We start from the raw sequence: 1,287 nt of genomic DNA, 5'->3' as shown, positions 1-1,287 counted from the left end.
GCCTTGGCCAAGCTGGTGGGTGACGACACCCTTCGTGCCGTTGTGCGTCACGCCGAAGCAGGGCAATTCAGACCGCGCTCCTGGGCGTATTGGCATTACCGGCTTGGATTGGCGGAAGTGGGGCATGTGCCGGAGATGCCCCGACGGAGGTTTGTTGAACCATGATTCTACACCCCTGCATGGCCATCTTGCCGCCACCACAGCAACGTGTATGGCCTCAGCTTAAGCCGACAGTCGGCCTTGGGTTTGTACTCTATGGGGGAACGGCCATTGCTCTGCGGCTTGGGCACAGGCATTCCGTGGATTTTGATTTTTTTTCGGATATCCACCTGGACAAAACGCAGTTACTACAAAGTATGCCGTGGTTGACACAAGCCACTGTTGTTCAGGACGAGCGCGATAGCCTGACTTTTTTGGTTTCAGACACGGGGGAAAATAGAGAACCCGTCAAAATTTCTTTTTTTGGCGCCGTCGATTTTGGCCGGGTCGGAGAGCCTGACCTGACCAAGGATGGGGTTTTGTGCGTGGCCTCACTTGCCGATTTGATGGCGACCAAGGTTAAAGTCATTCTGCGGCGCGCGGAATCCAAAGACTATAAAGACATCGCGGCCATGATCCGAGCAGGAGAGGATCTCGCCAGAGGCCTTGCAGCAGCTAAAATTTTTTTTGGCCCCAATTTTCAGCCGAGTGAAAGCCTACGGGCTCTGGTTTTTTATGAAGATGGCGATCTGCAGGAACTCAACCCGGACGACAAAAAGGTCTTGGTGCAAGCCGTGAGCGAGGTTCGCGATCTTCCCGATGTCTGCATCCGATCCAACCATCTGTCATAATGTTTAGCATCCAACCAACGCATTTTTAAGGAGGACTCATGAATTTCCAGACCATCCCCCGCTCCAGGACCGATATCCAGACCATGAACGCCTTTTTGCGCGGCGTTTTCAACTGGATGTCCGTGGGCCTGGGTCTGACCGCCTTGGTCGCCCATGGCGTGGCCACGACCCCGGCCATCGCCAACGCCATTTTTTCCAATCCCATTTTGTTTTGGGGCCTGATCCTGGCCGAATTCGGATTGGTCCTGGGTCTGTCCGGCGCGGTGCACCGCATGTCCGCCGCCACGGCCACCGGGCTGTTCTTGTTGTACAGTGCCCTGAACGGAGCAACGCTGTCGTCGATTCTTTTGGTGTACACGACTGCCTCGATCTTCAAGGCGTTCATTGTCTGCACCGGCATGTTCGCCATGATGAGCGTCTACGGCGCGACCACCAAAAAGGACCTGACCGGCTGGGG

Annotated in this window: 2 protein-coding genes; both read left to right on the top strand. The window is 55.5% G+C overall.

Annotated features, from left to right (window positions below; translation table 11 throughout):
* Positions 1 to 179: 179 nt before the first annotated feature.
* Positions 180 to 830, top strand: coding sequence for a hypothetical protein (locus EOL86_15205; GenBank protein ID NCD26917.1), 651 nt, complete (start codon positions 180 to 182; stop codon positions 828 to 830).
* 38 nt (positions 831 to 868) lie between these two features.
* Positions 869 to 1,287 (top strand): Bax inhibitor-1/YccA family protein (locus EOL86_15200; GenBank protein NCD26916.1); only part of this gene is annotated, 419 nt, incomplete at its 3' end.

It is taken from the genome of Deltaproteobacteria bacterium (assembly GCA_009930495.1).
Lineage (GTDB): Bacteria > Desulfobacterota > Desulfovibrionia > Desulfovibrionales > Desulfomicrobiaceae > Desulfomicrobium.
The sequence above is the reverse complement of the archived record's forward strand: the minus strand, read 5'-3'. Positions and strand labels throughout refer to the sequence as shown.